A 3,403-nucleotide genomic window follows, 5' to 3' on the forward strand; every position below is an offset into this window, starting at 1 on the left:
GGCGGCGGCGGCGCTGCGGACGGGCGCGATCGATGGGCTGTCGTTCGGATATCGGGTGAAGGCGGCGCGGGGCGGTGGAGCCGGTTTAGGGCCGCGCGAGTTGCTGGCGCTGGATCTGGTGGAGGTCAGTTTGGTGAGCCATCCGATGCAGGATGGGGCGCGGGTTATTAGGGTGGAAGGGTAACATGTTGATTGCACCTATCCAGCAATGCCAAACTTTTCTGCTATCGTTTTGTGGAAGTTGCATCCCACCTTTATACCGTGCATTTTATACCGGATTGATATTGTCGTGCGACTCGAGTAGAGGCGCGTCAAATGTTCATCGCCTATCAATGTCATTTCGGGCATTGAACAAAATCATTTGGTAACCGTTCTTAGCTATGTAATGATCGGTCGAATTTACAGGAGTATGTCATGTCTGGATTGAGAGAAGGCCTTGACTGCCCATTCTCTGGGCACGGCGAAGATTTGGTCAACGTGAAATTTTTCCGTGGCACTCGTGACGACGTTATCACTGCTACTGAAATGCTTGAACAATCCAGCCTCGCCGGGACGCAAGTGAAAGTTAAGGCTGCAGATGTCAGTCGTAACGCGCCTGTGAGCAAGCACGAAAAAATTAATATACGCGAGTTTGCTGCTTCGCTATAGCGTTCGTCCACTTGGGACGAAGATTTAAGAGCCTAGGTTATTCCTGGGCTCTTTTTGTTTGGGTTGAACGATGAACGCTGGCGACCTTATTAAAGTCTTTTCTACCTGCGAAAACTTGCCCATTGACGTGAACGATGTGCTGCGAGAGCTAAAAGCAGGCGGGTGTGAAGACGACATCGAGTTTATAGGGGTCGATTTTGACACCGAGATACTCCAAGGCAAGATCAAGGTTTTTCACCTGCGAGACGGACTTTACGGAGCGGAAACAAGACGTTGCGTAAACATCTACTACCATCGTGGCCATGATCCAAATTGGCAGCGCTTGATCGCTTGCAAGGAGTTGCTTCACGTCCTCGATCCTGACTGGGCTCTTACAAATACGATAGGCGATATCGAACGATTGGCGGAAAAGATAGGCTTGCCACCTGAGATGCAAGATCCTCAAGGCGATGGACTAGACGCGAATGTGGACCGACTAGCCGAGTGGAGAGCTGCAGCGTTACTCTTACCGCTCGCGGCACGCGATTTGCTGATGCCAGCGTATAAGGAAGGCAAGATTTCGCTCGCTCAAATTGCGATTTTAGCTGACATTCCGCGTAAGTATGTCGCGTTTGTTATGATGGATACATGGCCATCAGTTCACGCACTTTTGGTAAAATGAACTCCGAAAGAATGTGCTTTTTTCCAACTGCGCCTAACCGGCTGCGCCGGTAAGGCTTCGTATCCTTCTCCCCGCTGGGGAGAAGGTTTTCGAGAATTTCAGGGCGGTCCCATCCGGGGCCGCCTTTTTTTGTGTTTTCTAGCGGGAGAATGACATGACGGATGCTTTGGAAAGCAGCTTTGAGGCGGTGGTGCAGGGGGAGCGGATTGCGGCTTTGGAGGCGGATTTGGGGGCTTTGCGGGTGGCGATGCAGCGGCCCGCGTTGGATGGGGTGAAGGGCGGGGCTGTCGATCCGGCGCGCAGTGCTTTTGTCGATCGCTATGTGCGGCAGGGGCTGGAAGCGGGGGTGGAGTTGAAGAGCTTTTCGGGTGCGACCGGTTCGGCGGGGGGCTATGCGGTGCCGCGTGAGATCGATCAGTTGATCGGTGCGACGCTCAAGTCGCTGTCGCCGATCCGGGCGATCGCCAATGTCGTGCGGACGGGGACGGCGGGCTATCGCAAGCTGGTGAGCGCGGGCGGTATCGTGTCGGGCTGGGCGAGCGAGACGGGGGCGCGGGCCGAGACGGGGACGCCGGTGTTCAACGAGATCGTGCCGCCATCGGGCGAATTGTTCGCCAATCCGGCCGCATCGCAGGCGATGCTGGACGACGCGCAGTTCGACGTCGAGGGCTGGCTGGCGAGCGAGATTGCGCGGGAATTTGCGGTGGCGGAAGGGGCGGCCTTCGTCACTGGCAATGGGACGAACAAGCCCAAGGGGTTTCTGACCTATACGACCACGAACGAGGCGGATGGGGTGCGCGCGTTCGGGGCGCTGCAATATGTGGCGTCGGGGGCAGCGGGGGGCTTTGCCGCGTCCAGCCCGCAGGACAAGCTGATCGACCTGGTGCAGAGTTTGCGCGCGCCTATCGGCAGGGGGCGACGTTCGTGATGAATGGCGCGACGCTGGCGGTGATCCGCAAGATGAAGACGAGTGATGGGGCGTTCATCTGGCAACCGGGGTTGAGTGCGGGACAGCCCGCGACGTTGCTCGGCTATCCGGTGGTCGAGGCGGAGGATATGCCCGACATTGCGGCCAACAGCCTGTCGATCGCCTTTGGCAATTTCCAGGCGGGCTATGTCGTGGCCGAGCGCAACGAGACGAGCATCCTGCGCGATCCGTTCAGCAACAAGCCGTTCGTGCATTTCTATGCGGTCAAGCGGATCGGCGGGGGCGTGGCCAATAGCGAGGCGATCAAGCTGATGCGGTTTGCGGCTTCCTAAGGCGGCCTCAGCCAACGTCTCCCCGCCGGGGAGACGGTTTTTGATTGGGGGGCGTTCGCGTCCCCCATTTTTGGTGGCGAACGGGAGGATGGTCCGATGAGCCTGATGGCCAAGGATCCGCAGGCGCGGATCGATCATGCGATGGACTGGTCCGGCGATCTGGGGGAACAGAGCGTGATCGCGAGCGAATGGCATGTCAGCCCGGCGGGGCCGGGCGCGCTGCTGATCGAGGCGACGGGCTTCGAGCCGGGGCGGACCCGCGTTCGGGTGAGCGGCGGGGCGGTGGGGCAAGTCTATCGGCTGACCAATCGCGTCACTTTGTCCGACGGGCAGGTGGAGGAGCGGTCGGTGACGGTCAGGGTGGAGGAACGCTGATGCTGGCGCAGGAGGAGAGCGGGGCGCTGGCGGCGTCGCTGGATGAGCTCAAGGCCTATTTGCGGATCGAGACGGAGGGGGAGGATGCGGTGCTGGCCGGGTTGCTGCGCAGCGCGGTGACGCTGTGCGAACAATTTGTCGGCCAGTGGCTGATCGTGCGGGGCGCGCGCGAGATAGTGGCGGTGACGGGCGAATGGCAACGGCTGGGCGCGCGGCCGGTGGTGGCGATCGAGGGGGTTGAGGCGGTGGATGGCGAGGGTGTGATGCAGCCGCTGCCGGTCGATGCCTATGCGATCGACATCGATGCGGCGGGCGACGGATGGGTGCGATCGACACGGGCGGACGAGCGGCGGCGGCTGGCGGTGCGCTATCGCGCGGGGATGGCGGCGGAGATGAACGGCCTTCCGCAAGCGTTGCGGCAGGGGATATTGCGGCTGGCGGCGGAGCATTTCATCGCGC

5 protein-coding genes and 1 pseudogene are annotated in these 3,403 nt (G+C 60.1%); all 6 read left to right on the plus strand.

Annotated features, from left to right (window positions below; genetic code table 11):
- Positions 1 to 184, plus strand: a 184-nt coding sequence (locus BF95_RS24665; protein WP_043155433.1) for an HK97 family phage prohead protease, incomplete at its 5' end; no start/stop codon positions are given.
- A gap of 230 nt (positions 185 to 414) precedes the next feature.
- The gene (locus BF95_RS27725) at positions 415 to 648 is read left to right on the plus strand and encodes a hypothetical protein (protein WP_152542925.1); all 234 of its coding nucleotides are present in this window, start codon (positions 415 to 417) and stop codon (positions 646 to 648) included.
- A 70-nt stretch (positions 649 to 718) separates the two neighbouring features.
- A complete protein-coding gene (locus BF95_RS24670; RefSeq protein WP_037472279.1) occupies positions 719 to 1,309 on the plus strand; it encodes a hypothetical protein in 591 nt (196 codons plus the stop codon).
- Between the two features lie 154 nt (positions 1,310 to 1,463).
- Positions 1,464 to 2,569: pseudogene (locus BF95_RS24675) on the plus strand (phage major capsid protein).
- Between the two features lie 96 nt (positions 2,570 to 2,665).
- Positions 2,666 to 2,944 (plus strand): phage fiber-tail adaptor protein, encoded by a 279-nt coding sequence (locus BF95_RS24680; protein WP_043155434.1) that lies wholly within the window; start codon positions 2,666 to 2,668, stop codon positions 2,942 to 2,944.
- Positions 2,944 to 3,403, plus strand: a 460-nt coding sequence (locus BF95_RS24685) for a head-tail connector protein (protein WP_043155435.1), incomplete at its 3' end; no start/stop codon positions are given. The genes BF95_RS24680 and BF95_RS24685, both read left to right, overlap by 1 nt.

Origin of the sequence: Sphingobium sp. Ant17, from assembly GCF_000588875.1 — a bacterium.
GTDB lineage: Bacteria > Pseudomonadota > Alphaproteobacteria > Sphingomonadales > Sphingomonadaceae > Sphingobium.